Below are 26,378 nucleotides of genomic sequence, written 5' to 3'. Positions count from 1 at the left end.
GGAAACTAGTATCCACTCACACCGCTCGCTGCACGTCCCACGCGCCTCCCGCCGAAGGAAGTGACCGCCCGTGTCCGCATCAGCGCCGTCCCCGCTCGCCGTCGTCGACGCCGCCCCGCTGGACCGTCAGGAGGAGGTGCTGAGCGAGGCCGCGCTCGCGTTCGTCGCCGAGCTGCACCGGCGGTTCACGCCGCGCCGGGACGAGTTGCTCGCCCGGCGCGCCGAGCGCCGGGCCGAGATCGCCCGGACCGCCACGCTCGACTTCCTGCCCCAGACCGCGGCGATCCGCGCGGACGACTCCTGGCGGGTAGCGCCCGCGCCCGCGGCGCTGGAGGACCGCCGCGTGGAGATCACCGGCCCCACGGACCGGAAGATGACCGTCAACGCCCTGAACTCGGGCGCCCGGGTGTGGCTCGCGGACTTCGAGGACGCCTCCGCGCCCACCTGGGAGAACGTGGTCCTCGGACAGCTCAACATCATGGACGCGTACGCCCGCCGGATCGACTTCACGGACGACCGCTCCGGCAAGTCGTACGCCCTGAAGCCCGCCGAGGAGCTGGCGACGGTCGTGATGCGACCGCGCGGCTGGCATCTGAGCGAGCGCCATCTGCGCGCCGCCGACGGCAGCGCGGTGCCCGGTGCCCTCGTCGACTTCGGCCTGTACTTCCTCCACAACGCCGAGCGCCTGATCGCCCTCGGCAAGGGCCCGTACTTCTACCTGCCGAAGACGGAGTCGCATCTGGAGGCCCGGCTGTGGAACGACGTCTTCGTCTTCGCCCAGGAGTACGTCGGCATCCCGCAGGGCACCGTCCGGGCCACCGTCCTCATCGAGACGATCACCGCCGCGTACGAGATGGACGAGATCCTCTACGAGCTGCGCGACCACGCGTCCGGGCTCAACGCCGGCCGCTGGGACTACCTCTTCTCCCTCGTGAAGAACTTCCGTGACGGCGGCCCCAAGTTCGTGCTGCCCGACCGCAACGCGGTGACGATGACGGCGCCCTTCATGCGCGCGTACACCGAACTGCTCGTCCGCACCTGCCACCGCCGCGGCGCCCACGCCATCGGCGGCATGGCGGCCTTCATCCCCTCCCGGCGCGACCCGGAGGTCAACGAGGTCGCCTTCGAGAAGGTGAAGGCGGACAAGGACCGCGAGGCGGCGGACGGCTTCGACGGCTCCTGGGTCGCCCACCCCGACCTGGTGCCGATCGCCATGGCCTCCTTCGATGCCGTCCTCGGCACCCGGCCGCACCAGAAGGACCGGCTGCGCGAGGACGTGTCGGTCGCGGCGGGCGACCTCATCGCCGTCGACTCGCTGGCCGCCCGCCCGACGTACGAGGGGCTGCGCAACGCCGTCCAGGTCGGCATCCGCTACATCGAGGCGTGGCTACGGGGCCTGGGTGCCGTCGCCATCTTCAACCTGATGGAGGACGCGGCCACGGCCGAGATCTCCCGCTCGCAGATCTGGCAGTGGATCAACGCGGGCGTGGTCTTCGAGAACGGCGAGCGCGCCACCCGCGAGCTGGCCCGCCAGGTCGCCGCCGAAGAACTCGCCGCGCTCCGAACCGAGTTGGGCGAAGAGGCGTTCGCCGCCGGTCGCTGGCAGCAGGCGCACGACCTGTTGTTGCAGGTGGCGCTGGACGAGAGGTACGAGGACTTCCTGACCCTGCCCGCGTACGAGCAACTCACCGGCTGACGACCCGGCAGGGGCGACGGCCCGTCGCCCCTGCCGGGGGCGGCGGGCTGTCATCATGAGGCGCATGGAGTCGAAGGCGGGAGCGTCGGCGGCCGTCGTCGGCGGCAGCATCGGCGGTTGTGCCGCGGCGCTGGCGCTGCACCGGGCGGGGTACGGATCCGTCACCGTCCACGAGCGCACCAACGGCGACCTCGCGGACCGCGGCGTCGGCATCGGCGTCCACGACGCCCGGTACGCGGAGTTGGAGGCGGCGGGCTTCCTGGACGCCTCGATGGCGTGCGTGCCGCTCGTCGAACGCCAGTGGTACGTCCGCGACGGCACGGCCCCGGGCCTGGGGCGACGGATCAGGACCGACGCCTTCCCCTTCCGCACGTACGCCTGGGGGCCGCTGTGGCGGGAGTTACGGGCCCGCGTCCCTGATGCGGTCGCCTTCCACCAGGGCAGCACCGTCCTGAGCGTCGAGGACTCCCCCGCCGGCGCCGAGGTCCGCACCGCGGCCGGCACCGTCCGGCACGACCTGGTGATCGGCGCCGACGGCTACCGTTCGACGGTGCGGGGCGCGGTGTGCCCGCAGGCGCGCCCCGGCTACGCCGGATATCTGGCCTGGCGCGGAGCGTACCCGGAGGAGCGGCTGCCCGACGGGGAGCGCTGGCAGCGGGACGCGGCGGCGTACGTGGTGTTCCCCGGCGGGCACGTGGTGGTCTACCGGATCCCCGACGGCGCGGGCGGCCACCGGGTCAACTGGGTGCTGTACACCGCACCGCCGCCCGGTCTCGACCTCCCGCTCGCCACACCGACCAGCCTGCCGCCCGGCACCCTCAGCACCGCCCTGCGCACCCGTCTCGCCGAACTGACGCACGATCACCTTCCGCCGTTCTGGGGTCGGTTGATCGATGTGACCGCGCCGGACGAACTCTTCGTCCAGCCGATGTACGACGTCACGGCCGAGCCGGGCGTCGTCGGCCGTCTGGCGCTGCTGGGCGACGCCGCCACCATCGCCCGACCGCACACCGGGGCCGGCGCGGTCAAGGCGCTCCAGGACGCGGCGCTGCTGGAGGCCGCGCTGCGCGGTGCGTCCGACCCCGCAGCCGCCCTCGCCCGCTACGACGCCTCCCGGGCCGCCCTGGGCCGCACGATGGTCGACCTGGGGCGCCGGCTCGGCGACGCCCTGGTGACCTCGGCCCCCGACTGGCCCTCCCTCGACGGGCCCGCCCTGGCGCAGTGGTGGCACCGGGCGGACTCCGCGGGCGCCTTCGGCGGGCGTCGGCTGCCGGACTGACGGCCGTCGCGAACCCGCGGTGGCGGTGCCTCCGTGCGCCGGGCGGTCACCCGGACGGTCCGGGTCGTCACTCTCGCGCCACGCGGGGGGTGCGGGGACGGGGCGGCGCGAAAACGCTGAGGAGCGACAGCCGTTTCCCACCCCGAGAATCGAGAAACGATCATGGCTGCGTCCCCCTCCCCCGCCGCTTCCCCGCCCCTGGCGCCGCGCCGCTCCCGCCGCCGTGGCATATCCCGGGCGGGCGCCGTCGCGCTGGCACTGTCCACCACGGTGCTGACCGCCGCACCGGCGCTCGCGAGCACCGCCGCCGTCGGCGCCGACAAGGGCGGCGGGAAGGGCGGCGGGAAGGGCGGCGGGAAGGGCGACAAGCCGACGGTCGTCCTGGTGCACGGGGCGTTCGCGGACGCGTCCGGCTGGAACGCGGTCGCCGAACGGCTGCTGAACGACGGGTACGAGGTGCTGGCGCCGGCGAACCCGCTGCGCAGCCTGACCTCGGACGCCGCGTACGTCGCGAGCGTCCTCAAGAGCGTGGACGGCCCGATCGTGCTCGCGGGCCACTCCTACGGCGGCGCGGTGATCGGCAGCGCGGCGGCGGGGAACCCGAACGTCAGGGCGCTGGTGTACGTCTCGGCGTTCATGCCGGACAAGGGCGAGACGCTGGGGGCGCTCTCGACGAAGTTCCAGGGCAGCGAGTTGCAGCCGGCGCTGAACCCGGTCCCGTTCTCGGACGGGAAGACCGAGGGCTCGGACCTGTACATCAAGACGGACACGTTCCACGACGTCTTCGCGGCGGACCTGCCGCGCTCGCAGACGCGGCTGATGGCGGTCGAGCAACGGCCCATCGCGGCGGCCTGCTTCGAGGAGGCCGCGCCCGGGGCGGCGTGGCGGACGGTCCCGTCGTGGTTCGTGGTCTCCCAGCACGACAAGGCGATCGCTCCCGACCTGGAACGCTTCCAGGCCGAGCGGGCGAAGTCGACGACGGTCGAGGTCGACTCGTCGCACGTGTCGATGATGTCGCACCCGGAGGTCGTCGCCGAGCAGATCCGCGCGGCGGCCAAGGCCACCTCGACCGGCTCGCCGAAGAGCGCGGCGCTGGCCGGGACGGGCTCGGGCGCGCTGGCGCTCGTCGGCGTCGGCGGACTGGCCGGCGCGGTGGTGCTCACCGGCGGCGTCCTGCTGACGGCGACCCACCGGCAGCGCTCCGCACGCCGGTAGGCCGTGGGCCCCTTCGCGGGTGGTGGCCCGTCAGCGGGTCACCACCGTGCGCTGGGCGGAGAAGTCGCCCCACTTGCCGTCGGGCAGCTTCGCCCGGAGCTTGACGCTGTAGCGGGTGCCGGGCGGGTCGCTGATCGTCATGGTGTACGAGGCGCGCCCCGCGGGCGGTTCGGCGCCCCACACGATCGTGGTGGCCATCTTGCCGTTGAGGTACAGCTCGTGGGACTTGACGGCCCCGTCCGCCTTCGGCGGCAGCCAGTTCAGCTCGATGTTCCCCTTGGTGGCGGTGGCCACCAGGTCGGTGGGGGCGGTGTTCGGGCCGGCGCCGGGCGCGGCCGGGGTCGTCAGGTCGACGGCGTTGCTGTCGGGCGAGGAGTTCTCCGCCGCGTCCCGGGCGCGGACGGTGAAGGTGTAGACCGTGCCGGGCCGCAGGTGGGGGATGCGGGCGGTGGTCTCGGTGCCGGCGACGCTGTGGATGCGGGTGTCCTCCTGGTACACGTCGTACGAGGTCACCCCGGCGTCGTCGGTGGCGGGCCGCCAGGTGAGGGTGACCGCGCGCTCCCCGTCGACGGTGCCGCGCAGCCCGGCCGGCGTGGTGGGGGCCTTCTTGTCCTCGGGCTTGGCGGCGGGCGTGGTGACGGAGACGGCGGTGCTGGGCTGGGAGACGTTGCCGGCGGCGTCGCGGGCGCGGACGGTGAAGCCGTACGCGGTGCCGGGCTTCAGCCCCTCCACGTCGACCATCGTCGTGCTGCCGGGCAGGGACTTGACCTTGCGGTCCTGCTGATGGACCTCGTAGCCGGTGACGGCCGCGTCGTCGGTGGCCGGCTTCCACATCACGTGGACGGAGGTGGCGCTGCCGGCCTGTGCGGTGACGCCGGCGGGCGTGGTGGGGGGTTCGGTGTCCTTCTTCCCCTTCCCGTCGTCGCCGCCGCAGGCGGTGAGGGTCACGGGGAGGAGGACCGCCGCGCAGGCCAGCGCGACGAGGGTGGGGGGACGGTGCACGATCAAGCCTCCGTTGAGGGGGAAACGGCGACGGTGGGGGGAGGTGACGCAGTAATGGTCCAGACCAATACGCGTCCAATATGGCTGTCGAAGGGCTTCCGCGACAAGCCCCCTGGACGAATCGCGGCCAGCCTCACACCCCGGCGAAACGATCAATCATCCATCGCACACCTGGAAGAACCGCAGTTGCTCGACGGGAGGTTGAGCCGGTGCGGAGCAACACCGCCCGAGCCGCGCCCCTGCCTGCACCACCGGTCGCGGGCGGCGATCGATGAGTTCCAGCCGCGCCGACGGTCCCCTTTCCCATGGACGACCAGCAGGACACTCACGGAGCGAACGACATGACCGACCCCGACGACGCGCCCCCGCCCGACTTCCGCCCCACGGCCGAGGCCGTCGCCCGGCTGCTCCCCGGCGTGACGGACGAACAGCTGGCGGCGCCCACCCCCTGCCCCGACTACGCGGTGCGCGAGCTGCTGGGGCACCTGGTCATGCTGACCGTCGCCTTCCGGGACGCCGCGCGCAAGGAACTCGGCGCGACGACGGACACCGATCCCAACAGCGCCCGGCCCCTCCTCGACCCCGACTGGCGGGCCGTGCTGCCGCGCCGGCTCGACGAGCTCGCCGAGGCGTGGTCGCAGCCGGCGGCGTGGGAGGGCACGACCCGGGCCGGCGGCGTCACCCTGCCCGCGCCCGTCGCCGGCACGGTGGCCCTGAACGAACTCGTCGTCCATGGCTGGGACCTCGCCCGCGCCACCGGTCAGTCGTACGACCCGCCCGAGGACGCGCTGCGCGTGTCGTACGGACTACTGGCGGCCACCGGTGCGGACGATCCGATGCGGGGCGTCATCTTCGGCCCGATCGTGCCCGTCCCCACCGGAGCTCCCCTGCTGGACCGGGTCGTCGGCCTCAGCGGCCGTCAGCCGGGCTGGCCCCGCTGAGCAGCCGGGCCGCCCGCTCCCGCAGGCGCTCGTCGACCGCGACCAGCTGCCGCTCCCGGCGGGTGGCCCATATCCGCAGGTCCCGCTCGGCCAGCGCGGCGAGCCGGGCGGTGTCCTCGGCCGTCCGCGCCCCGCGCCCCAGGACCTCCAGGGCATCCAGCGCCGTCGCCGCGTCCACGCCCTTCTCGACGCAGGTCAGCGTCAGCGCGGCGGCGTCCGCCGGAGCGGCGCCGATCGCGTGCAGCGCGAGGACCGCGGCGGGGACGTACCGCAGCTCGGTGAGACAGGACGTCAGGGCCGGGACCAACGGGCCGGCCGCCGCGCCCATGTCGGCCGCGGCCCGGGCACAGCGGCGTACGGACGCGACCATGAACTCCCGGTCCCGGGCCTCCGAGAGGACCCCGCCCAGGATGGTCAGCGGCTCCTGCGGCTGGCCCGTCAGCCGCCACAGGGCGAGCGCCACCGCGGCGTCCACGTCCAGCTCGTGCGCGACGCGGTGCGTGCCGGCGGGGGTCAGGGCGGACCGGAGGTACGGCACGAGGGCGGCGCCCGCACCGCCCAAGCGGCCCGCTGTCTCGATGACGGCCAGCTCGCGCGGCTCGGCGCCGACGGCCAGCGCGTCCCGGAGCGCGGCGATCAGCAGCGCGCTCTCACCGGTGAGCCCGTACAGCGCCTCGGCCGCCGCGTACCGGTCGTCCACCGGCCCTGCGGTGGCAGCGGCGCGCAGCAACTCGGCCGTCTCCACGCGCCGTTCGGGCGGACAGACCGCGGCGAGCGCACCGGCGAACAGCGCCGGCGACCGGCCGAAGAGGACCGTCAGCTCCGGCAGCGCCGCGGACGCCTGCGGGCCCCAGGCCGTCAGCAGCGAGGTGAGCCTGCGCCGCGGGTCCTCGCCCCGGACCGCGCCGGACGCCTCCACCGCCTCCGCGCTCGCGGTCAGCTCGATGCGGATCGCGTTCAGCAACTCGGGGGCGTACGGCAGGGGTACGACCCGGGCGATCGCGCCGACGGCCCCGGACCGGGCGCCCAGGTCCCGCGCGAGGAGCCGGGCGGCCTGCTCGGGCGCGAGCCGGGCCAGGACCTCAAGCGCCCGGTCCGCCAACTCGCCCCCGCCGTCGGCCAGCACGCCCAGCGCGGGCGCGCCCGCGGCGGCGTGGGCGCCCATCTTCTCCAGGACGGGCAGCACGGAAGCGGTGTGCGGGAAGGAGGGGTCCGTGAGCAGGGGGACCACCACCGGCGCGAGCCGCGGGGGCGCGCCGCGGGAGATCAGGCACGCGTGCTCGGCGGCCCACAGCGCCTCAGCCCGCGCCTCGGGGTCGGACAGTGCGAGCGCGGCCTCCACCAGGGCGTACGCAGCCTCCCGGTCGGCGGCCGAGTCCCGCAGCAGCAGCGCGTCGACGACGTGGTGGAGCGGTTCGCTGCGGTCCTCGTCGAAGCGGCCGGAGACCAGCGGATCGGCGGGCAGCAGCGACAGCAGGGTCTCCTGGTGCACCGCGTCGAACGGCAGCCCCGCGTCCACGCACGCCATCACGGCCACCAGCCGCACCTCGCCCGGGACGTCGGCCGCGAGCGCGCCGCGCGCCAGCGTCGTCGCGTCGGCCGGGTCCACGTGTGCCAGGGCCGCCAGCACCTCGGCGCGCACCCCCGCCGCCTTCTCCTGCGCCCACCGCTCGTGCAGCACCGCCAGCACCGAGGCGTCCCCCGTCCGCCCCGCGGCCCACACCGCGGCCCGGCGCTCCTCCTCGTCCGCCGCCCCGCACAGCGGCAGCACCAGCGGCAACTGCGCCGCGACGGCGCCCCGGCACGCCCCGGGCTGCGGCACGCCGCACTCGTCGGCGCTCTCGGCTATGGCGCCGAGCAGGACGAGCAGATCGGCGGTGCACACCCCGCCGGCGGCGAGCCGGGCGAGGAACGGCACGGCGGCTGCGGTCGCCTCGTACACCGTCCCCTGGTGGACGATGCTCCCCCACAACTCGCCGAGCGCCTCGGACGCCTCGTCCTCGTCCCCCACGAGCCCGCGCAGCATCGCGGGCACGTCGCCCGCTTCCCCGTAGGCGTGCTCCAGATCCCCCCAGCACACGCCGTCCAGCTCCGCGAGAACCCCGTCATGATCCATACGTGGAGCATGCCACGGGGGTCTGACACCGACCCCCGCGGACCGTCCCCGACGCAGGGTCCGAACGGCCCTCCTAGGATGGCCCGATGCCGCAGCACGACGATCTCAAGCCGTACTGGAACACCAACGTCGCCCGGCACCCCGGCATCCTCCGCGCGGTCCCCGCGGGCTGCGACGAAGCGCTGGACGTCGGCTGCGGGGACGGGCTGCTGGCGCGGAAGCTGACCGCGCGGTCCCGTCGGGTCACCGGGATCGACGCGTCACCGCCCATGGTCGACCGCGCCCGCGAACTCTGGCCGGGCCGTGCGGACCTGACCTTCCTCGCGGGTGACGTCCTCACCGCGGACCTGCCCGTCGGCGGGTACGACTTCGTCTGCTCGGTGTCCACGGTCCACCACATGGACTTCACCGCGGCGCTGGTGCGCCTGCGCGAACTCCTGGGGCCCGGCGGCACGTTGGTGGTGGTCGGCCTGGCCCGGGAGACGAGCCCGACGGAGTGGGCGGCGTTCCTCGCCGCCGCGCCCGTGGTCAGGGTCACCAAGGTGGTGCGCCGCGCCGGCGGTCCGCAGGGCATGCCGGCGACCGATCCGCAGATGGGCTACGGGCAGGTGCGGGCGGAAGCGCGGCGGCTGCTGCCCGGGGTGCGCTACCGCCGGCACGTGCTCCGCCGCTACTCGCTGACGTGGACGAAGCCGGTGTGACGACCGCTTCCGCCTCGACCGGCGTCGGCGGGCCCGTCCTGCGCGGCGGGCCGTCGGCCCCAGTGGTTGAAGGCGAGGTTCAGCACGATCGCCACGATGCAGCCGGTCGAGATGCCGGAGTCCAGGACGACCAACAGGTCCTCGGGGAAGGCGTGGTAGAAGTCGGGCGCGGCGATCGGGATCGTGCCGATGCCCACCGCCGCGGCCACGATCAGCGCGTTCTCGCCCTTCTCCAGCGCCGCCAACGCCAGGGTCTGGATGCCGCTCGCGGCGACCGTGCCGAACAGCGCGACGCCCGCGCCGCCGAGGACCGGCAGCGGCACGAGGGCGATGACGGAGGCGGCGACGGGGAAGAGGCCGAGCAGGACGAGGATGCCGCCGGCCGCGGCGACCACGAAGCGGCTGCGGACCTTCGTCATCGCCACCAGCCCGACGTTCTGGGCGAAGGCGCTCGCCATGAAGCCGTTGAAGAGGGGGCTCAGGGCGCTGCCGAGGGTGTCGGCGCGCAGCCCGCCCTCGATGGTGCGCTCGTCGGCCGGCTTGTCGACGATCCTGCCGAGGGCGAGCATGTCGGCCGTGGACTCGGTCATGCAGACCAGCATCACGATGCACATGGAGAGGATCGCGGCGATCTCGAACTGGGGCGCGCCGAAGTGGAAGGGCGTGGGGAAGCCGACGACGTCCGCGTCCGCGACGGCGTCGAAGCCGGTCATGCCGAGGGGGACGGCGACGAGGGTGCCGACGACCAGCCCGAGCAGGATGGCTATCTGTTGGAGGAAGCCGCGCAGCAGTTTGCGCAGCGCCAGCACGACGGCGAGCGTCAGGGCGGCCAGGCCGACGTTGCGCATCGAGCCGTAGTCGTCGGCGGCGGCGTCCCCGCCCTGCGCCCAGCGGAAGGCGACGGGCAGCAGGGAGAGCCCGATCAGGGTGATGACGGTGCCGGTGACGACGGGCGGGAGGAAGCGCACCAGCTTGCAGAAGTACGGGGTGAGCAGGAAGCCGACGAGTCCGGCGACGAGGACCGCGCCGAAGATGACGGCGATGCCTTCGGTGCCGCGGTCCTTGCCGATGGCGATCATCGGGGTGACCCCGGCGAAGGAGACGCCGTTGACGAACGGCAGCCGGGCGCCGATCTTCCAGACGCCGAGGGTCTGGAGGAGGGTGGCGATGCCGGCGGTGAACAGGCTCGCGCCCATGAGGAAGGCGGTGTCGTGGGCGCTGAGGCCGACGGCGGGGCCCACGATCATGGGCGGGGCTACCACGCCCGCGTACATCGCGGCGACGTGCTGGAGTCCGCTGGTGAAGAGCTTGGCGGGCGGGAGGGTCCGGTCGACGGGATGCTTGCCCGACCCGTCGACGGCGGAGGCTGCGGAGGTGCTGGGCTCTGGGGGGTCGCTGGTGTCGCTGTGCGGCGTGGGGTTGGCGGCCACGGCGGTTCCTCCGGTCGGTTGCACGTCGGCACGGACGTGGGTGTCAGGGAGGTGGTGCGAAGTGGAGCGACACTGGTGCGGCAGTGCGGTGGTGGTGGGGAGCGGTCCTCCTGAGGGGTGAGGTCGTACGCGACGCGGGGAGTCCGTCGCCGCTGCCGGAAGAGGCGCACCGCACCCGTGGCACCGACGGCCGGGGTGCGCCTCCTCACGGCAGTGGCCGCCGCGGTCCCGGGACCGGTCCCGCGACGCCGTCCGAGGGCCGTCCCCCTCGGTGGGCCTCCCCCGCCCCGATCGGTGTCAGCGGCGGGCGATCTCGGCGAGGCGCCGTGCCTCGGCCCGCGCGGTGCGCGCGACGGCGTCCTCGTCGACGGCGGTGAGCCGCCCGTCCTCGACGACGACGGCGCCGCCGACGAGCGAGAGGGTGACGGGCGCGGGTGCGCCGAGGACCAGTGCGGCCACCGGGTCGGCGATGGTGGAGTGGGCCAGGGTGTCCATCCGCCACAGCACCAGGTCGGCGAGCTTGCCGACCTCCAGGGATCCGAGCTGCGTCTGGCGGCCGAGCACGCGGGCGCCGCCGTACGTGCCGAGCCGTAGCGCCTGACGGGCGGTCAGGGCGGCCTCGCGGTGCGCGCCGAGCCGGTTGACCAGCAGGGCGTTGCGCAGTTCGGTGTGCAGTTCGCCGGACTCGTTGGAGGCGGTGCCGTCCACGCCGAGACCGACCGGGACGCCGGCGGCCAGCAGGTCGGGGACGCGCGCGATGCCGGCGCCGAGCCGGGCGTTGGAGGAGGGGCAGTGGGCGACGCCGGTCCCGGTGCGGGCGAAGGCGGCGATGTCCGCGTCGTTCATGTGGACGCAGTGGGCCATCCACACGTCGTCGCCGAGCCAGCCGGTGGAAGCGAAGTAGTCGGTGGGCCCGAGGCCGAAGCGCTCCTTGCAGAACTGCTCCTCCTCCACCGTCTCCGAGCCGTGGGTGTGCAGCCGCACGCCCTTGCGGCGGGCGAGTTCGGCGCCCTGCCGCAGCAGTTCGGTGGAGACGGAGAAGGGCGAGCAGGGCGCCACCGCGATCTGGGTCATGGCCGCGAAGGACGCGTCGTGGTGGGCGTCGACGGCCGCTTCGGTGGCGGCGAGGGCGGCGTCGAGCGCTTCGACGGCGAAGTCCGGGGGCAGTCCGCCGGCGGACTGCCCCCGGTCCATGGACCCGCGGGCCAGGGTGAAGCGGACGCCGGTCTCCCGGGCCGCGCCCACGATCGCCCCGGTCAGGTCGCCGCAGCCCCTGGGGTACACGTAGTGGTGGTCCACGGCGGTGGTGACGCCGCCGCGCGCCATCATCGCGAGGGAGCCCTGTGCGGCGGCGCGCACCATCGGCTCGTCGATCCGGGCCCAGACGGGGTAGAGCGCCACCAGCCAGTCGAAGAGGTGGTGGTCGGTGGCGAGGCCTCGGGTGAGCCACTGGTAGAAGTGGTGGTGGGTGTTGACCAGGCCGGGGGTGGCGAGGTGGCCGGTGGCGTCGATCCGTCGGACGACGTCGGCGAGCCCTTCCAGCGCCGGGCCCGCGCCGACGGATTCGATCCGGTCGCCGGCGACGACGAGGTGCCCCGAGGCGTGTTCGGTGTCGTGGGCGTCCACCGTCGCGATGGCGCAGTTCTCGATGACGGTGCGCGAAGGCGCCATGGTTCCTCGATTCTCGACGGATCCCTGCGTTCTGCTGCTCGGCGTTCGTGCTGGTGCCGGCCCGTTCAGAGGTTGGTGAGGTCGACCGGGATCTCCGGCTGCGCCCCGTCCCGCAGGACGGTGGCCTCGATCAGGCCGTAGGGCCGGTCGGCCGCGAAGTACACTTCGTTGTCGTTCTTGAGCCCGAAGGGTTCGAGGTCCACCAGGAAGTGGTGGTTGTTCGGCAGCGAGAAGCGGATCTCGTCGATCTCGCTGCGGCCGTCGATCACCCGGGACCCCATCTGGTAGAGGGTCTGTTGGAGGGAGAGCGAGTACGTCTCGGCGAAGGCGTGCAGCAGGTGGGTGCGCACCTGCTCGTAGGACCGCTCCCAGTCCGGCGCGGGCTGCTCGTCGTCGGTCCAGTTGAAGCGCCAGCGGGCCCGGACGTCGGTCGCCAGTATCCGGTCGTACGCCTCCTTCAAGGTGGTGTACCCGTCCTTCACGTACCCCCAGAACTCGGAGTCCGTCGAGTTCAGCACGGTGAGGTCCTTGAGCCCGGAGATCACCTGCCAGCGCTCGCCGTCGTGGCTGACCTGGCTGAGCCGGGTCTCCCCGCCCTTGCGGACGAAGGAGTGCTTCGCCGTGGCGGCGGCGCCGCTGCGCCGGGAGTCCGTCGCGGCGCTGCTCTCGATGCGCTCCCAGGCGTACTCCTCGATCCTGATGCGGGCGCGGTGGATGGCCGGCTGCGAGGTCACGAAGTGCCGGGCGAGGTGGATGCCGAACTGCTCGGCGGAGTCGACGCCGTGTTCCTTGGCGAAGGCGAACACCGTGTTCTTGGTGGTGTCGGTCGGCAGGACGTTGGCGTTGGAGCCGGAGTAGTGGACTTCGTCCAGGTCGCCGCTGAGCGAGACGGAGACGTTGAGGTCCTTGATGTGGTGGGTCGCGCCGTCCCGCACGATCCGCACCACGCGGATTCCCGCTTTGCCGTACTGGTTCTGGCCGAGAATCGTGGGCATCGACCTAGCTCCCTCGGTATACGGAGTAGCCGAACGGGTTGAGCAGCAGCGGTACGTGGAAGTGTTCGCCGCCGACGACGGCGAAGGCGACCGTCACCTCGGGGAAGAACGCTCCGTCCGCACCGCCTTGCCGGGTCAGGAGGTACTCCTCGGTCCGGAAGTCGAGGCGTACGTGGGTGGTGCCCGCCGGTGGCGCCGGGAGGTCCTTGCAGCGGCCGTCCGCGTCGGTGGTGGAGCCGCCGAGGGCCGTCCAGGCGCCGGCGGGCCCGGTGCGGGTCGACAGGTGGACGGCGACGCCCGCGGCGGGGCGGCCGACGCTGGTGTCCAGGACGTGGGTGGACACCGACGCGGTGGATTCCGTGCTCATGGGCATGACTTCCTCTGCGTTGACCTGCGTTGGCCTGCGCCGACCCGGTGCCGTGGAGGTCACGCCCGTCGTGCGGGCGGTACGAGCCGGGCCAGCCGGATGCGATTGATCTTGCCCAGCTCGGTGCGGACGATCGCGCGCTCCTGCTCCGGCGTGTTGCCGAGCCGGGCGCGCAGGGCGTCGCGCAGTTGCTCCCCGGTCCGGCCGGTGGCGCAGATGAGGAAGACGTGCCCGAACCTCTCCTGGTACGCGAGGTTCAGCTCCAGCACGTCGTTCTTGAGGTCGTCGGACGCCCCGGACATTCCGCGCTGTTCGCTCGCGGAGAGCGGGTCCCCGGTCTTCGGCCGGCCGATCGGGGGGTGGCCTGCCATGGCCTCGGCCAGGTCCGTCGGGGTCAGTTCGGCGACGGCCGAGTCGCTGGCGGCGAAGAGGGCGTCGACGGTGGCGTACGGGCGGTGGGTGAGGAGCCGGGCGCTCCAGGCGGTGCTGGCGCAGACCTCGTGGAGCTCGGCGCTCGCGGCCCGCTCGGGCAGTGCGTTGAAGCGGGCGAGGGCGGTGGGGGCGGCGCGGGGCGTGGTCGGATCTCCCCGTACTCCCGGAAGGCGCGGTGAACTCGGCGGCACGGGAACCTCCGTGGCTGCTTTCGCGGTGCGTCGAAGGGCTGCGCATAGCTAACGCGCCCAACGACAGCCCCGTCAACACTTTGTTGAAAATAAGCAGCCGGTCTACTCGCCCTTCGCGGCTTTCTCCCTGTTCAGGTAGTTGTAGACGGTGAAGCGGCTGACACCGAGAGCACCGGCCACGGTCTCCACCCCGTGCCGTACGGAGAACGCGCCCCGCGCTTCCAGGTTCCGCACCACCGACTGCTTCGCCTTGCGGTCCAACGCGGCCAACGGCATGCCGTGGCTGCGTTCCAGCGCGGCGAGGATGCGGTCCAGCGAATCGGCGAGCTGCGGCAGCCGTACCGCGAGGACGTCCTGCCCCTCCCAGGCGAGGACGACGTCCTCCGGGCCGGCGCGGTCGGGACGGAGGATCTCTCCGCCCATCGCGTCGACCAGCGGCCGGACGGCACGGGCGAGCGGGTGCCCGGCCCCGACGTCGCCCCCGGCGGGCACGGGCTCGATCGAGGCGCGGTCGCGAGCGGTCACTCGCCTCCCTCCGCGACCACGTTGAGCTGGAGCGAGATCCGGGTCGCGCCGGCCCCGAGCGAATCGCGCAACAGCGCGTCGACGGCGGCGAGCACGGCGTCGGCGCGGCCCTCCGCGGTGTTGCCGAAGGGCCCCACGTCCACCGCGTCCAGGTCGGCGGCCCGGATCACTTCCCGCGCGACGACGGCATGTGCCGGCGCCTCGTCGAGGTCGAACGGCTCGGTAGTGAACTCCACTCTCAATCGCACGGGCCCAACCTAACGCGGTGCGGGGTGCGGAGGTGTGCGTGCTGGACAAGTCCCCGGGCCCGCGGGTGGGATGGTCGCGCCGAAGCGCCGCGGGGTGTCCGGGCGCACCGTGCGTCGTCGCGCACCACCGCGCTCTCCCACGGCGGGGCGAAGTGCGCAACGATGTCCTCGGCAAGACACGACGGAGCGTGACGGGAGAGTTCGATGGCCGACGCGGTGAGCGTGCGCTGCCCGTCCTGTCTGCGGGAGCACCAGTTCGCGGCGCCCGTGTTCCCGTGCCCCTGCGGCGCGCCCGTGTCGCCGCCGCTGGCGCGCACGGTGCCGCCCGATCCGCTGCTGCGGCGGACCTGGCGGGAGGACTGGGTGAGCGTGCGCTGTCCGGAGTGCGCTCGGGTGGACGACTGGCCGCAGCCCGAACTGGGCTGTCCCTGCGGCACGTTGCTGCGCATGCCCGTACGGCCCGTGGACGCCCACGAGGAGGAGCCGGCCGGTCCGCCGGAGTCGCACGCCCCGCCGCCGCCGACGTGGCCCGCCGTGCCGCCCGCGGTCCCGCCGTCCGGGCACGTCCCGCTGCCGCGGACCGCGGCGACGCCGCGCCCCGGGTTCCGTCCGCTGACCATCCGCACGGCGCGGGACGCGGTGAACGCCGCCGCCCTGTACCTGACGTGGCTGGGCTTCCGCGACGTGGTGCAGCAGGTCGTCCACCGGCCCGATGCCCGCGGCCACCGCGAGGGCGCCGGGTCCTCCGGTGTCGACTTGCGGGGGCCGGGCGTCTTCGCCCAGGTCGAGCCGTCCGTCCGGCGGGCGACGCTGCGCGAGGTGGAGTGCCTGTGGCTCAACGGCCTGAGTTCCGCCGTCACCACGGTGTACTTCTCCCTCGCCGGGTACTCCGACGAAGCCCGCGCCCGCGCGGACCGGTTGGGGATCCCGCTGTTCGTCCTGGACCTGACGGGCACGCCCCAGCCGGTGAACCAGGCGGCGGCGGACCTGGTGGCCTCGGGCGCGCCCGCGGACACGTTCTAGGGAGCGGCTCAGTCGGGGGTGTAGCGCTCGCGCAGTTCCACCTTGCGGACCTTGCCGCTGACCGTCATCGGGAAGTCGGCCAGGATCTCCAGCCGGCGCGGGATCTTGTAGTGGGCGAGCCGTTCGCGGCAGTAGGCGGTGACGGAGTCGAGGGTGGGCGGGTCGGCGGGGTCCCGCGGGATGACGCAGGCCAGGATCTCCTCGCCGTACCGCTCGTCGGGGACCCCGACGACCTGCACGTCCGCGATCTTGGGGTGCCCGTGGAGGAACTCCTCGACCTCCCGCGGATAGACGTTCTCACCGCCCCGGATGATCACGTCCTTGATGCGTCCCACGATCTGCACGCAGCCGTCGGAGCGCATCACCGCGAGGTCGCCGGTGTGCATCCACCGTCCGGAGTCGATGACTTCGGCGGTCCGCTCCGGCTCGCCCCAGTACCCCAGCATCACGCTGTAGCCGCGGGTGCACAGCTCGCCGGCCCGGCCGCGCGGCAGGGTCACCCCGGTGACCGGGTCGGTGACCTTCACTTCGACGTGCGGCAGGACCCGGCCCACCGTGCCGGTGCGCAGCTCCAGGTCGTCCTCGCGGCGGGTCTGGGTGGAGACGGGGGAGGTCTCGGTCATGCCGTAGCAGATGGAGACCTCGGCCATGTGCATCTCGGTGACCACGCGGCGCATCACCTCGACCGGGCAGGGCGAGCCGGCCATGATGCCGGTGCGCAGGGAGGAGAGGTCGTACGCGGTGAAGCGGGGGTGGTTCAGCTCGGCGATGAACATCGTCGGCACGCCGTACAGGGAGGTGCAGCGCTCCTCGGCGACGGCGCGCAGGGTGGCCTCGGCGTCGAAGGTGCGGGACGGGATGACCATGCAGGCACCGTGGGAGGTGGCGGCGAGATTGCCCATCACCATCCCGAAGCAGTGGTAGAACGGCACGGCTATGCATATCCGGTCCCGTTCGGTGTAGTTGAGGGTCTCGCCCACGAAGTAGCCGTTGTTCAGGATGTTGTGGTGGGAGAGGGTGGCGCCCTTGGGGGAGCCGGTGGTGCCGGAGGTGTACTGGATGTTGACGGGGTCGTCGCAGGACAGCTCCTCCTCGCGGGCCGTGACCGCTTCGGCGGGCACGCCGTCGGCGGCGGCCAGCAGGTCGTCCCAGGAGGCGTGTTCGACGTAGCACACCCGGCGCAGCTCCGGGCAGGACGGGTGGACCTGTTCGACCATGGCGCGGTAGTCGCTGGACCTGTGCCGCTCGGTGGCGCACAGCACGGTGATGCCGGCCTTGCGCAGCACGTACTCCACCTCGTGCGCGCGGTAGGCGGGGTTGACGTTGACCATGATGGCGCCGATGCGGGCGGTGGCGTACTGCACCAGGACCCACTCGGGGCAGTTGACCGCCCAGATGCCCACGCGGTCGCCCTTGGCGACGCCGACGCCGATGAAGGCGCGCGCCAGGCGTTCGACGGCGGCGGCGAACTCGGCGTACGTCCAGCGCGCGCCGGACTCCACGTCGACCAGCGCCTCGCGGTCGGGGTGGGCGGCGACCGCGCGGGCCAGGTTCTCGCCGATGGTGTCGCCGAGGAGTCCGCGGGGGTCGGTGCCGTGCTCGTAGGAGGCCGCCGGGGTGGGCGCGGTCGTCGGCTCGGTGGTCGGCGCGGTCGTCATCGCAGGTCCCCCTCGTCGTACTCGGTGCTGCCGGTGCCGTTCGCGGTGCGCTCGCGCAGTTCGATCCGGCGGATCTTGCCGGAGACCGTCTTCGGCAGCTCCGCGAACTCGATGCGCCGGATGCGCTTGTACGGGGAGAGGACCGAGCGGGAGTGGTCGAAGAGCAGCTTCGCGGTGTCCGGGCCGGCCTCCCAGCCGTCGGCGAGGACGACGTACGCCTTCGGCACGGCGAGCCGCACCGGGTCCGGGGAGGGGACGACGGCCGCTTCGGCGACGGCCTCGTGCTCCAGCAGCGCGCTCTCCAGCTCGAAGGGGGAGATCTTGTAGTCGGACGCCTTGAAGACGTCGTCGGAGCGGCCGATGTAGGTGATGTAGCCGTCGACGTCGCGGGTGCCGATGTCCCCGGTGCGGTAGTAGCCGCCGGCCATCGCCGCGGCCGTGCGCTGCTCGTCGCCGTGGTAGCCGGCCATCAGTCCCACCGGGCTGGTGGAGAGGTCCAGCGCGATCTCGCCCTCCTGCGCCCCGGGGCGGCCCGTCACCGGGTCGAGCAGTTCCACCACGTATCCGGGGCTGGGACGGCCCATGGAGCCCGCCTTCAGCAGTTGCTCCGGGCTGTTGGAGACCTGGACCGCGGTCTCCGTCTGGCCGAAGCCGTCCCGGATGGTGACGCCCCATTCGCGCCGTACGGTCTCGATCACCTCGGGGTTCAGCGGCTCGCCGGCGGCGACGGCCTCGCGCGGCGGGCTCTGCAACAGGCCGAGGTCGGCCTGGATCAGCATCCGCCACACCGTGGGCGGCGCGCAGAAGCTGGTGACGCCGGCGCGGTCCATCTCGGCCATCAGCCGGGCCGGGTCGAAGCGGGCGTAGTTGTGGACGAAGACGGTCGCCTCGGCGTTCCACGGTGCGAACAGGTTCGACCAGGCGTGCTTGGCCCACCCCGGCGAGGAGATGTTCAGATGGACGTCGCCGGGCTTGAGGCCGATCCAGTACATCGTCGCCAGATGACCGACGGGGTACGAGGTGTGGGTGTGCTCCACGAGTTTGGGGTGGGCGGTGGTGCCGGAGGTGAAGTAGAGCATCAGGGGGTCGTCCGAACGGGTAGGGCCGTCCGGCTGGAAGTCCGGCGCGCCCTCGGCGTGCGCCGCGTCGTACGGGAGCCAGCCCTCGACCGGCGCGCCGACCGCGATCCGGGTGTAGTCGCCGGGTACGTCAGCGAACTTGGGGGCGTCCACGGAGCGTACGAGGACGTGCGTAGCCCGACCCCGCTCGACGCGGTCCCGCAGGTCGACGGGGCCGAGCAGCGGCGTGGCGGGGATGACGACGGCGCGCAGCTTCATCGCGGCGAGCGCGGTCTCCCACAACTCGTACTGGTTTCCCAGCATCACCACCATGCGGTCCCCGGCGCGCACCCCTTGCGCGCGCAGCCAGTTCGCCACCCGGTTGGAGCGTTCGGACAGTTCGGCGAAGGTCAGCAGGGTGTCGGTGCCGTCCTCGTCGACGATGTGGAGGGCGGGGCGGTCGTTGCCCGCCGCGATCTGGTCGAACCAGTCCAGCGCCCAGTTGAAGTGCGCGGGACGCGGCCAGGCGAAGCCGTCGTACGCGCTCTGGTAGTCGTCCCGGTGCCGCAGCAGGAAGTCCCGGGCCTCCCGGAACTCCTGTGTCACGCCGCTTGTCACCATGTGACCTCCTCCTTGCCGCACCACTCAGTAGCATCGTGTAATCAGTGATGTAGGTCTCACCACCCCCGATCGGGGGGGTGGTCGGGCAGGGACGAGCCACGAGGAAAGCAGGGCCATGTCCGATTCGGCCGAGGTGGCGGAGATGCAGGCGGCGTTGGTGCGGCTGCGCAGGAACACCGGGGTGTCCGTGGTGTTCGGCGGTTTGCTGCACGATCCGCATCGATTGCGCATCGCGCAGGTCAGCGGGGCGCGCACCAGCGCCCTCCAGGGCCTCGGCATTTCGGCGGGCAACGGTCTGGGCGGCAAGTCGATCGCGCTCTCCCGGCCCTGCGGCGTGACGGACTACCGCAAGGCGCGCCACATCAGCCACGAGTACGACGCGGCGGTGACGGCGGAGGGGCTGTGTTCGGTGCTGGCGGTGCCGGTCGTGGTGCGCCGCCGGGTCCGCGGGGTGCTGTACGGCGCGATGCGGCAGCCGGTTCCGCTCGGTGACCGGATCTTCGACGCGGCGGTGGCCGCGGCGCGCGACGTGGAGCAGGCGCTGGTGGTCCGGGACGAGGTGCGACAGTTGCTGACGAAGGTGCGGGTGCCCGACGTGGACTCGGTGTCGTGGGAGAAGGTGCGCGAGGCGTACGGCGAACTGCGGGCGCTCGCCCCGCTCGTCGGGGACCCGGCGCTGCGCGAGACGATCCTGTCGGTGTGCACGAGGCTGTCGGCGGCGGGGGTGCAGGCCGACCAGCCGGCCGTGGCGCTGACGCCGCGCGAGGTGGACGTGCTGGCGTGCGTGGCGTCCGGTGCGACGAACGCGGCGACGGCGCAGCGGCTGGGGCTGCGACACGAGACGGTGAAAGGTTACTTGCGCGACGCCATGCGGAAACTGGGCGCGCACACCCGGCTGGAGGCCGTGGTGGCGGCCCGCCGGGCGGGCGTGCTGCCGTAGGGGCGCTGCGATCGGTGGTGCGCGGGGCGCAGGAGCGTACGGGCGTACGGGCGCCGCGGGGGACGGCGTGACCTCTTGATCGGCGGCGCGCCGGCGGCTGTCATGGGCGGATGGTGTCACTCGACAAGGTCCTCGCGTTCACCGCCGTGTCCCTCCTCGTCATCGCGATCCCCGGCCCCTCGGTGCTCTTCGTGATCGGCCGGGCCCTGACCCACGGCCGCCGCACCGCGATGGCCACCGTGGTCGGCAACATCCTCGGCTCGTACCTGCTGGTCGTCGCGGTCGCCTTCGGCGTGGGCTCGCTGATCGAGCGGTCCGCCACCGCCTTCACCGTGGTGAAGCTGGCGGGCGCCGGCTATCTGGTCCACCTGGGCGTGCAGGCGTTCCGGCACCGCAGGGAGCTGACGGTGTCCGCAGTGGACGCGCAGGGCGCGCAGGTACGGCGCGGCGACGTGCGGACGGTCGTGGAGGGCGTCGTCGTCGGGGCGACGAACCCGAAGGGCATCGTCTTCTTCGCGGCGGTGCTGCCGCAGTTCGTCGACCACTCCGCGGGTAGCGTCCCCTGGCAGATGCTGCTGCTCGGGCTGGTCCCGATCGGCATCGGGATGGTCACGGACACGCTGTGGGGCCTGGGCGCGGCGGCGGCCCGCGGCTGGTTCGCCCGCTCGGAGCGGCGGCTGTCGATGGTGGGCGGCGCGGGCGGGGTGGCGATGATCGGCCTCGGGTTCACGGTCGCGACGACGGGCCGCGCGGACTGAGCGGCGCACCGTGGGAAGTCCGTGCCCCGGTGCGCGCCGGGAACGAACGCGCGCTCCGCCGAGCGGCGCCCGTCCGCCAAGAGCGCGTCAAAGACCGGGCCCGGAAGATCAGCGCTGCGTCATGGAACGTCCGTCTCCTCCCTCCTCGGGCATAGCTTCGAACGAGCCCCACGCCCCGTCCAGGGAGGACCGACCATGAGCACGCTCACCCGTGAGGACACCGACGCCGCCGACCCCCACGAACACGGCCCGGCAGGGCTGCTGTACGTGCCGGTTCGGCTCGGCTCTGCCGGTGGGCACCACCTGCGCTTCATGCGCACCCCGCTCGGGGTGCGCACCGCGGTCGCCTTCACCAGCCCCCGGCGGTTGACCGACGCGCTCGGGGCGGACGCGCGCTGGATCCGGCTCGCGGAGCCGGCGCTGCGCACCCTCGCCGCGCCCCTCGGGGTGACCGCGCTGACCGTCGACCCGCAGCTCACCGCGCCGGCTCCGACCGTGCGGCGGGCCCCGGCCGCCGTGGCGCAGCCGTGCGCGCGCCGCGGCTGGGACCCGGACGCCGTGGGCGTGCTGCGGTTGACCGGTGCCGCCGCCGCGGTCTGGTCGGCGGTGACCGCGGTGCACGCCTTCATCGACTGACGCCCCTCCCCATCGCCCTTCCCCCCTTTCGTCTCCTCGTGGAGGTGTACGCATGACGGCGGTACCCGCTGTTCCGGTCCCGGTGTCGATCCCCGCGCTCGCCACGCCGTCGGTGTGGCCGGCGTCCGCCGTGCTCGCGCCCGACGGGGACGTGGCGGTGGCCGGAGTGCCCCTGATGGACGTCGCCGAGCGGTACGGCACCCCGGCCTACGTGCTCGACGAGGGCGAGGTCCGCGCCCGCGCCCGGGCGTGGCGGCGGGCCCTGCCGGACGCCGACGTGGTGTACGCGGCCAAGGCGTTCCTGAGCCGGGCGGTGGTGGACTGGATCGCCGAGGAGGGCCTGGGCCTCGGGGTGTGTTCGGCGGTCGAGTTGGAGTTGGCGGCGTCCCGCGGCTTCCCGGCGGACCGGATCGTGCTGCACGGCGACGCCAAGTCGCCGCAGGACCTGGCGACCGCGCTACGGCTGGGAGTCGGCCGCGTCGTCATCGAGTCGCCGTGCGAGATCGCCCGGCTGGCCTCCCGCGTTCCGGGGCCGGAAGCCCAGCAGGTGATGGTGCGGGTGTCCCCCGGCGCTGCCGCGGGCGGGCACCGCGCTCTGCGCGGCGGTGGCGAGGGGCGGCCGTTCGGGATGTCCGTCGCGACGGGTGACGCCGAGGACGCCGTGGCCCGGATCCTGGGCCAGCCGCGGCTGCAACTCGTCGGCGTGCACACCTTCCTGGGCTCCCAGATCACCGCTCCGGAGCCGTACGTACGGGGGGTGCGCCGCGTCGTGGCGTTCCTGGCGCGGATCCGCGAGCGCTTCGGCGTGACCCTGCCCGAGGTGGACCTCGGCGGCGGGTTCGCGGTGGCGTACCTTCCGGGCGACCCGGCGCCGACGCCCGCCGCGTACGGCCGGCGCATCCAGGACGCGCTGGTGCGCTGCTGCGCGGAGTTCGACCTGCCGGTGCCGCGGCTGACGGTGGAGCCGGGCCGTTCCGTCGTGGGCCCGGCCGGGGTGGCGCTCTACCGCGTCCTGGCGGTGTGGCGCTCCGCTGGCGGGTGCACCTTCGTCGCCGTCGACGGCGGGGTGGGCGACAATCCGCGGCCCGCGCTGTACGGGGCGCGGTACTCGGTGCGGCTGATCGGCCGTGCCTCCGCGGCCCCGACGCGCGCGACCACGGTGGTCGGTCGGCACTGCGAGGCGGGCGACGTGCTCGCGGAGGGCGCCGAACTGCCGGAGGACGTACGCCCGGGTGACGTCCTCGCGGTCCCGGCGTCGGGCGCGTACCACGTGTCGATGGCGTCGGGGTACGACATGACGGGCCGCCCTCCCGTGGTCGCCGTGTCCGGGGCGCGGTCGCGGCTGCTGGTGCGCCGGGAGGGCTTCGACGACCACCGCGCCCGTGACGTCGGCCTGTGATCCCACGGCGCCGCGGGCCACGCGGCGCGCAGGGCGCGGCCCGCACGGTCAGTGCCGTCGGTGCGTCAGGAGCCTTCGTCGAAGCGGACGTCGTGCGACGCGGTCGGGGCCAGGGCCGTGAGGGTGCGCTCCGCCTCCGCGGCCAGCTCCGCGCGCTGTGCCGCGGTGGGCGTGCGGAACGGGTGCACGGTGAGGGTCGCCGCCCGCTGCTCCTCCGTCAGCCGCCAGGTCCCCGCGAGGAAGCCGTCGAGGAGGAAGACGGGGAAGGACTGGTTGCCCTGCCAGGTCCGTGCGGCGTGCGCCGGGTCGAGGAGGACGCGCCGCCGGTCGGCGTGGGACAGCAGCAGGTTGTCGTACTCGGGCAGGAAGCGGGGCGGCGCCGGGACGTCCTCGGCGGGGCGCGGGGCGTCGGGAAGGTCGAACAGCTCGGTGCCGCGTTCGTCGCGGAAGACGAGGAGCCGGGGCCGCAGCCGTAGGAAGGCGTCGCGCATCCGGGTCAGCCCCGACCACGTCTGCATGTCCTTGACGGACGCCGGGCCGAAGGCGGCCAGATAGCGCAGGACGGCGTCGTCGGCGGTGGCCGCGGGGCCGGCGGCACGGCCGAACCACCGCTCGACGGTGGTGAGTCGGACCCGTCCGCTGCGGCCCCACAGTCCGCGCGGGGTGACCTGCACCAGCGGCAGGGCGCAGCGGGCGGCGACGGAGAGCGACGCGGGGTCGGCGTGCGGCCAGTGGACCAGGAGGGCTTCCCGCAGCTCCTTCATCGTCCGGGGCTCCTCCTCGACCAGCTCGCGGGCGATCGTCGCCAACCGCTCGACGTCGACGCCGTCGAGGCCGCCCCGGGCCTGGAAGATCCGCAACTCGCGGTCGGGGCCGCCCGATTGGAAGAGGGGGCGCAGGGCGAGACAGTCGTCCGCGGTGTGCGTGTGGATGGTGGAGCGCATGGTGACCATCCGGGCGACCGTGCGCTCGGCCATCAGCGACGACAGCTCCTCGGGGTCGAAGGCCGCGAGCCGGGCGGCGAGGGCGACGTACGGCGGCTTGACGTTCTGCGCCTGGAGGCCGACCAGCTGGCGTACGGCTCCCTCGACGGAGACCTCGGTACGGGGCGCGCTCCGCAGCAGGAGCTGACGGGCGAGCGTGGCCCGGTTCAGGGCGCGGTCGCTGAGGACGGGAGGCGTCGTCGTGGTGGCCATGCGCCCACGCTAGCGAGCCTTGCGGACAGCAACGGTCCGCGATGTCCGAAGCCGTGTGGCGCGGAGGGGTCCCGGGGTGTTCCCCCGAGAACGTGGGCACCGAGTACTGACGCCGCCCACGGCTGCGGGCCCGCGGCCGCGCCATCACCGCGTCCCGGCGCACCGGCGCCGTGATCCGTGCATGATCGGGAGCATGACGTCCACACCGTTCGATCCGCGCACGCTGCTCACGGGCAGCCGACTCGGCGTCCTCGCCACCATCAAGGCGGACGGCCGTCCGCAGCTCTCCCCCGTCCAGCCCTACTACGACCCGGAGGCCGACCTCATCCACGTCTCCACCCGCGCCGGCCTGGTCAAGACGGTCAATCTGCTCCGTGACCCGCGGGCCACGCTGGAGGTGACCGCGCCCGACGGCATGTCGTGGGCGACCGCCGAGGGCGTCGCGACGATCACCGGCCCCGGCACGGACCCCGAGGGCCCGGAGGTCGAGGCGCTGGTGGCGTACTACCGCGCCGCCGCCGGCGAGCACCCCGACTGGGCGGAGTACCGCTCGGTGATGGTCTCCGACCGCCGGGTGCTGATCACGATGACGGTCGACCACGTCTACGGTGCCGCGATCGGCTGACCGGGCCGAAGTCCGGTGCAAGGGCGGGCACGGCGGCCGGGCGCGGCGGCCGTGCCCGCCGGATCTCACGCCGCGGGCACGGTGTCCGTGAACGTCGTGCCCGCCGTGCGGTACGCCGTGACGCGCTCGGCGATCTGCGCGGAGGTCAGGACCTCGTCCTTCACGTGCAGCACGTAGTCCACGTGCTGTTCGTACGTGCGGGGCTCGGTGCTCGGCTGCCCGGCGAGGCCCGTCAGCCACTGGTTGAAGGCGATCAGCACGGGGCGTTCGGGCAGGAACGCGGCGTCGTGGGTGGCGAAGGGCCGGCCGTCCACGTAGTAGCGCACGGCGGTGTCGTCGATGGTGAGGACCAGGTCGCGCCAGCCGCCGTAGCCGGCGCGGTCGGCGGTGTGCCGGTTGACGACCTGCCCGGTGTTCGGGTCGTACGTCTCCCAGGACGTGGCGAAGAGCGTGTTGCCCGTCTCGCCCCAGCCGCCGTTGGGCAGGTACTCGAAGTCGTACTCGGCGTAGTCGTCGGCCATCGGCGCCTTGAGGTCGTTGATGGCGAAGAAGGTCTGGATGACGTGATCGCCGTCGGGGCCGTGCACGGGTGCGTCGCTGAACTTCACCCGGGCCGCGTAGGTGCCGTTGCGGAACTTCGTCGCGGAGGTGGATATCTCGGCCTGCCGGGTGCTGGCGGCGCTCCCCGCGGTCTCGGTGCGCAGCGTCATCACCGAGGCGCCGTCCGCGGTGCCGAACGAGACGTTCCCGGGCGTCCACGTCGCACCGGGCACGCCCGGGCCGCCGGGCCAGCTGCGCACGCTCCAACCGTGGGCGGCGAGCGCGGGATCGCCGGACCCGGTGTAGGCGAAGTCGTCGAAGAGGGCGCGGGCGGGCGGGTCGACGGGCCCGCCGCCCGGCGCCGCGCCCCACACGGTGGTGCCGGCGTGGTGGGCGGTGACCTTGGTCCAGTCGGCGTACGCGGTCCGCTCGGCACCGAAGGAGTGGTCGTCGGACTGCTTCAGGGACTGCCAGTCGGCGCGGTGGAAGCGCAGCCGGATCTCCCCAGTCTCGGCGCCGGGGGCCAGGGAGCCGGCGCCGGCCGTGAAGCCGATCTCCAGATAGCGGTCGGCGGTCGCGGTCGGCGTCGGCACGGCGGCGAAGGTGCCCGTGACGTTGGCACAGCCCCGCACCGCCCAGTCGCAGGCGAAGCGGTGGGCCGCGCCCGGAGCGTCGGCGCTGAAGTAGTAACGGAGCTTCACATCGGCCAACCGGACGGGCGCCCCGCCGGTGTTGCGCACCGTGAGCTGGGGCGCGGCCTGCTGGGACGTGGCCGCGGTGGCGGTGGTGCGGTACTGCACGGCGAGTCGTGCGTCAGCGGCGCCGTTCGCACTCGCGGGCAGCGCCGCGAGCCCGAGGGAGGCAAGGGCCGTCGCGAGCACGCCGACGGCGGCGGTGCGCAGTCGGCGGTGGGGGGATCTTCGCATCTGCTGTCTCTCCTGTGTGGGCCCCGGTTCGGGACCCGGTGGGGGTGGCGCGGTGATCACCGGACGGTGATCGCGCAGAACCTACAGAAGGACAGGTGGGGCGGGTAGAGGGCCGAAGAACGCGACGGTCCGTCAGAATCGTTGCGTGGCAGGGGATGACGAGCCGAAGTGGCAACTCGGCGTCGGGGC

24 protein-coding genes are annotated in these 26,378 nt (G+C 73.5%); 11 read left to right on the top strand and 13 right to left on the bottom strand.

What is annotated here, in order from left to right:
• Positions 1 to 70 precede the first annotated feature (70 nt).
• The 3 genes from aceB (at position 71) to AB0E05_RS19570 (ending at position 4,190) form a co-directional block, all read left to right on the top strand.
• Positions 71 to 1,696, top strand: coding sequence for a malate synthase A (aceB, locus tag AB0E05_RS19580; RefSeq protein WP_361965020.1), 1,626 nt, complete (start codon positions 71 to 73; stop codon positions 1,694 to 1,696).
• Between the two features lie 64 nt (positions 1,697 to 1,760).
• On the top strand, positions 1,761 to 2,975 hold the full coding sequence (locus AB0E05_RS19575; RefSeq protein ID WP_361965018.1) for an FAD-dependent monooxygenase: 1,215 nt from the start codon (positions 1,761 to 1,763) through the stop codon (positions 2,973 to 2,975).
• A 162-nt stretch (positions 2,976 to 3,137) separates the two neighbouring features.
• A complete protein-coding gene (locus tag AB0E05_RS19570; protein WP_361965016.1) occupies positions 3,138 to 4,190 on the top strand; it encodes an alpha/beta hydrolase in 1,053 nt (350 codons plus the stop codon).
• 30 nt (positions 4,191 to 4,220) lie between these two features.
• Here AB0E05_RS19570 and AB0E05_RS19565 read toward each other — a convergent pair whose 3' ends face one another.
• Entirely contained in the window at positions 4,221 to 5,192 is a 972-nt protein-coding gene (locus AB0E05_RS19565) for a fibronectin type III domain-containing protein (RefSeq protein ID WP_361965014.1), read from the bottom strand.
• Between the two features lie 341 nt (positions 5,193 to 5,533).
• Between AB0E05_RS19565 and AB0E05_RS19560 the strand changes: the two genes are divergently transcribed.
• Positions 5,534 to 6,133: a TIGR03086 family metal-binding protein gene (locus AB0E05_RS19560; RefSeq protein WP_361965012.1), complete on the top strand. Its 600-nt coding sequence runs from the start codon at positions 5,534 to 5,536 to the stop codon at positions 6,131 to 6,133.
• Here the strand turns inward: AB0E05_RS19560 and AB0E05_RS19555 are convergent.
• Positions 6,102 to 8,249 carry a HEAT repeat domain-containing protein gene (locus tag AB0E05_RS19555; protein WP_361965010.1) on the bottom strand — a complete coding sequence of 716 codons (2,148 nt, stop codon included), beginning with the start codon at positions 8,247 to 8,249 and terminating at the stop codon, positions 6,102 to 6,104. The genes AB0E05_RS19560 and AB0E05_RS19555 overlap by 32 nt on opposite strands.
• An 86-nt stretch (positions 8,250 to 8,335) precedes the next feature.
• Between AB0E05_RS19555 and AB0E05_RS19550 the strand changes: the two genes are divergently transcribed.
• On the top strand, positions 8,336 to 8,950 hold the full coding sequence (locus AB0E05_RS19550) for a class I SAM-dependent methyltransferase (protein WP_361965008.1): 615 nt from the start codon (positions 8,336 to 8,338) through the stop codon (positions 8,948 to 8,950).
• Here the strand turns inward: AB0E05_RS19550 and AB0E05_RS19545 are convergent.
• The 7 genes from AB0E05_RS19545 to AB0E05_RS19515 form a co-directional block, all read right to left on the bottom strand.
• Positions 8,920 to 10,380: a nucleobase:cation symporter-2 family protein gene (locus tag AB0E05_RS19545; protein ID WP_361965006.1), complete on the bottom strand. Its 1,461-nt coding sequence runs from the start codon at positions 10,378 to 10,380 to the stop codon at positions 8,920 to 8,922. The two genes, AB0E05_RS19550 and AB0E05_RS19545, sit on opposite strands and share 31 nt — an antisense overlap.
• 297 nt (positions 10,381 to 10,677) lie before the next feature.
• Entirely contained in the window at positions 10,678 to 12,051 is a 1,374-nt protein-coding gene (locus AB0E05_RS19540; RefSeq protein ID WP_361965004.1) for an 8-oxoguanine deaminase, read from the bottom strand.
• Between the two features lie 65 nt (positions 12,052 to 12,116).
• Positions 12,117 to 13,046 carry a factor-independent urate hydroxylase gene (gene pucL, locus AB0E05_RS19535; protein WP_361965002.1) on the bottom strand — a complete coding sequence of 310 codons (930 nt, stop codon included), beginning with the start codon at positions 13,044 to 13,046 and terminating at the stop codon, positions 12,117 to 12,119.
• A gap of 4 nt (positions 13,047 to 13,050) precedes the next feature.
• Complete coding sequence (gene uraH / locus AB0E05_RS19530) at positions 13,051 to 13,413, bottom strand: hydroxyisourate hydrolase (RefSeq protein WP_361965000.1); 363 nt, start codon at positions 13,411 to 13,413, stop codon at positions 13,051 to 13,053.
• A 59-nt stretch (positions 13,414 to 13,472) separates the two neighbouring features.
• Positions 13,473 to 13,946, bottom strand: a complete 474-nt coding sequence (uraD, locus tag AB0E05_RS19525) for a 2-oxo-4-hydroxy-4-carboxy-5-ureidoimidazoline decarboxylase (RefSeq protein WP_361965122.1) — start codon at positions 13,944 to 13,946, stop codon at positions 13,473 to 13,475.
• 192 nt (positions 13,947 to 14,138) lie between these two features.
• The gene (locus tag AB0E05_RS19520; RefSeq protein WP_361965119.1) at positions 14,139 to 14,459 is read right to left on the bottom strand and encodes a helix-turn-helix domain-containing protein; all 321 of its coding nucleotides are present in this window, start codon (positions 14,457 to 14,459) and stop codon (positions 14,139 to 14,141) included.
• 98 nt (positions 14,460 to 14,557) lie between these two features.
• Positions 14,558 to 14,809, bottom strand: coding sequence for a hypothetical protein (locus AB0E05_RS19515; protein WP_361964998.1), 252 nt, complete (start codon positions 14,807 to 14,809; stop codon positions 14,558 to 14,560).
• A 204-nt stretch (positions 14,810 to 15,013) separates the two neighbouring features.
• On the opposite strand from AB0E05_RS19515, the gene AB0E05_RS19510 reads away from it, so the two are divergent.
• Positions 15,014 to 15,832 (top strand): hypothetical protein, encoded by an 819-nt coding sequence (locus tag AB0E05_RS19510; RefSeq protein ID WP_361964996.1) that lies wholly within the window; start codon positions 15,014 to 15,016, stop codon positions 15,830 to 15,832.
• An 8-nt stretch (positions 15,833 to 15,840) separates the two neighbouring features.
• On the opposite strand, the gene AB0E05_RS19505 is transcribed toward AB0E05_RS19510, so the two are convergent.
• Entirely contained in the window at positions 15,841 to 17,490 is a 1,650-nt protein-coding gene (locus AB0E05_RS19505; protein ID WP_361964994.1) for an AMP-binding protein, read from the bottom strand.
• A complete protein-coding gene (locus tag AB0E05_RS19500; RefSeq protein ID WP_361964992.1) occupies positions 17,487 to 19,169 on the bottom strand; it encodes an AMP-binding protein in 1,683 nt (560 codons plus the stop codon). Before AB0E05_RS19500 ends, AB0E05_RS19505 begins: the two co-directional genes overlap by 4 nt.
• A 115-nt stretch (positions 19,170 to 19,284) precedes the next feature.
• Between AB0E05_RS19500 and AB0E05_RS19495 the strand changes: the two genes are divergently transcribed.
• From AB0E05_RS19495 to lysA, 4 genes are all read left to right on the top strand, one after another.
• Positions 19,285 to 20,109 (top strand): helix-turn-helix transcriptional regulator, encoded by an 825-nt coding sequence (locus tag AB0E05_RS19495; RefSeq protein WP_361964990.1) that lies wholly within the window; start codon positions 19,285 to 19,287, stop codon positions 20,107 to 20,109.
• 110 nt (positions 20,110 to 20,219) lie between these two features.
• On the top strand, positions 20,220 to 20,867 hold the full coding sequence (locus AB0E05_RS19490) for a LysE family translocator (RefSeq protein ID WP_361964988.1): 648 nt from the start codon (positions 20,220 to 20,222) through the stop codon (positions 20,865 to 20,867).
• Between the two features lie 195 nt (positions 20,868 to 21,062).
• A complete protein-coding gene (locus AB0E05_RS19485; RefSeq protein ID WP_361964986.1) occupies positions 21,063 to 21,503 on the top strand; it encodes an SAV_915 family protein in 441 nt (146 codons plus the stop codon).
• 52 nt (positions 21,504 to 21,555) lie between these two features.
• Positions 21,556 to 22,902, top strand: coding sequence for a diaminopimelate decarboxylase (gene lysA, locus AB0E05_RS19480; RefSeq protein WP_361964984.1), 1,347 nt, complete (start codon positions 21,556 to 21,558; stop codon positions 22,900 to 22,902).
• A 65-nt stretch (positions 22,903 to 22,967) separates the two neighbouring features.
• On the opposite strand, the gene AB0E05_RS19475 is transcribed toward lysA, so the two are convergent.
• Positions 22,968 to 24,098 carry a winged helix DNA-binding domain-containing protein gene (locus AB0E05_RS19475; protein WP_361964982.1) on the bottom strand — a complete coding sequence of 377 codons (1,131 nt, stop codon included), beginning with the start codon at positions 24,096 to 24,098 and terminating at the stop codon, positions 22,968 to 22,970.
• Between the two features lie 193 nt (positions 24,099 to 24,291).
• Between AB0E05_RS19475 and AB0E05_RS19470 the strand changes: the two genes are divergently transcribed.
• Positions 24,292 to 24,723: a PPOX class F420-dependent oxidoreductase gene (locus tag AB0E05_RS19470; protein ID WP_361964980.1), complete on the top strand. Its 432-nt coding sequence runs from the start codon at positions 24,292 to 24,294 to the stop codon at positions 24,721 to 24,723.
• A gap of 65 nt (positions 24,724 to 24,788) precedes the next feature.
• Here AB0E05_RS19470 and AB0E05_RS19465 read toward each other — a convergent pair whose 3' ends face one another.
• Positions 24,789 to 26,189: a cellulose binding domain-containing protein gene (locus AB0E05_RS19465; protein ID WP_361964978.1), complete on the bottom strand. Its 1,401-nt coding sequence runs from the start codon at positions 26,187 to 26,189 to the stop codon at positions 24,789 to 24,791.
• Between the last annotated feature and the right edge of the window lie 189 nt (positions 26,190 to 26,378).

This window comes from Streptomyces sp. NPDC048057 (genome assembly GCF_040653095.1).
In the GTDB taxonomy this organism is placed as follows: Bacteria; Actinomycetota; Actinomycetes; order Streptomycetales; family Streptomycetaceae; genus Streptomyces.
This window is presented reverse-complemented; position numbering and strand designations above follow the sequence as displayed.

Excerpts from the sequence above, each read along its gene's own strand:
- pucL (WP_361965002.1), bottom strand. The coding sequence starts at position 13,046 with ATGCCCACGATTCTCGGCCAGAACCAGTACGGCAAAGCGGGAATCCGC.
- AB0E05_RS19510 (WP_361964996.1), top strand. The coding sequence starts at position 15,014 with ATGGCCGACGCGGTGAGCGTGCGCTGCCCGTCCTGTCTGCGGGAGCAC.
- AB0E05_RS19475 (WP_361964982.1), bottom strand. The coding sequence starts at position 24,098 with ATGGCCACCACGACGACGCCTCCCGTCCTCAGCGACCGCGCCCTGAAC.
- AB0E05_RS19555 (WP_361965010.1), bottom strand. The coding sequence starts at position 8,249 with ATGGATCATGACGGGGTTCTCGCGGAGCTGGACGGCGTGTGCTGGGGG.
- lysA (WP_361964984.1), top strand. The coding sequence starts at position 21,556 with ATGACGGCGGTACCCGCTGTTCCGGTCCCGGTGTCGATCCCCGCGCTC.
- AB0E05_RS19520 (WP_361965119.1), bottom strand. The coding sequence starts at position 14,459 with ATGGGCGGAGAGATCCTCCGTCCCGACCGCGCCGGCCCGGAGGACGTC.
- AB0E05_RS19575 (WP_361965018.1), top strand. The coding sequence starts at position 1,761 with ATGGAGTCGAAGGCGGGAGCGTCGGCGGCCGTCGTCGGCGGCAGCATC.
- AB0E05_RS19540 (WP_361965004.1), bottom strand. The coding sequence starts at position 12,051 with ATGGCGCCTTCGCGCACCGTCATCGAGAACTGCGCCATCGCGACGGTG.
- uraH (WP_361965000.1), bottom strand. The coding sequence starts at position 13,413 with ATGAGCACGGAATCCACCGCGTCGGTGTCCACCCACGTCCTGGACACC.
- AB0E05_RS19500 (WP_361964992.1), bottom strand. The coding sequence starts at position 19,169 with ATGGTGACAAGCGGCGTGACACAGGAGTTCCGGGAGGCCCGGGACTTC.
- AB0E05_RS19560 (WP_361965012.1), top strand. The coding sequence starts at position 5,534 with ATGACCGACCCCGACGACGCGCCCCCGCCCGACTTCCGCCCCACGGCC.
- AB0E05_RS19465 (WP_361964978.1), bottom strand. The coding sequence starts at position 26,189 with ATGCGAAGATCCCCCCACCGCCGACTGCGCACCGCCGCCGTCGGCGTG.
- AB0E05_RS19570 (WP_361965016.1), top strand. The coding sequence starts at position 3,138 with ATGGCTGCGTCCCCCTCCCCCGCCGCTTCCCCGCCCCTGGCGCCGCGC.
- AB0E05_RS19495 (WP_361964990.1), top strand. The coding sequence starts at position 19,285 with ATGTCCGATTCGGCCGAGGTGGCGGAGATGCAGGCGGCGTTGGTGCGG.
- AB0E05_RS19490 (WP_361964988.1), top strand. The coding sequence starts at position 20,220 with ATGGTGTCACTCGACAAGGTCCTCGCGTTCACCGCCGTGTCCCTCCTC.
- AB0E05_RS19470 (WP_361964980.1), top strand. The coding sequence starts at position 24,292 with ATGACGTCCACACCGTTCGATCCGCGCACGCTGCTCACGGGCAGCCGA.
- AB0E05_RS19505 (WP_361964994.1), bottom strand. The coding sequence starts at position 17,490 with ATGACGACCGCGCCGACCACCGAGCCGACGACCGCGCCCACCCCGGCG.
- AB0E05_RS19550 (WP_361965008.1), top strand. The coding sequence starts at position 8,336 with ATGCCGCAGCACGACGATCTCAAGCCGTACTGGAACACCAACGTCGCC.
- AB0E05_RS19485 (WP_361964986.1), top strand. The coding sequence starts at position 21,063 with ATGAGCACGCTCACCCGTGAGGACACCGACGCCGCCGACCCCCACGAA.